Origin of the sequence: Nocardioides sp. R-C-SC26 (assembly GCF_021246465.1) — a bacterium.
GTDB lineage: Bacteria > Actinomycetota > Actinomycetes > Propionibacteriales > Nocardioidaceae > Nocardioides.
The window spans coordinates 1-320 of record NZ_JAHRHK010000071.1 but is presented as its reverse complement, the minus strand read 5'-3'; the positions used below and the strand labels follow the sequence as shown (position 1 = coordinate 320).

1 pseudogene is annotated in these 320 nt (G+C 72.8%); it reads left to right on the top strand.

Features of this window, described 5'->3' with window-relative positions:
• Positions 1–320: pseudogene (locus KSO97_RS17480) on the top strand (class I SAM-dependent methyltransferase); the annotation flags it as partial.

Here is a 320-nt window from a genome sequence, read left to right as displayed (position 1 = left end):
CACCGGCTGCGGCGTCGGGACCGCCTGGCTGCGCTCCGGCGTCCGGGGCGAGAAGGCGACGATCGTCACCGCCGAGCTCAACCCGAAGCTCGCCCGTGCGGCCGCCGAGGTCTTCCAGGACGACCCGCAGGTCGAGGTGCTCGCCGCCGACTGGTCGACGCTGCACACGCTGGGGCCCTTCTCCCTGCTGTTCCTCGACCCCGGGCAGAGCTCGGGCGGGTCCGGCGACGACGTCAGCGTCGACGCCATCGCCGACCTGGTGGAGGACGGCGGGATCGTGGTGCTCGACGACTTCGTGCCAGCTCTCGCACGGCACGAAG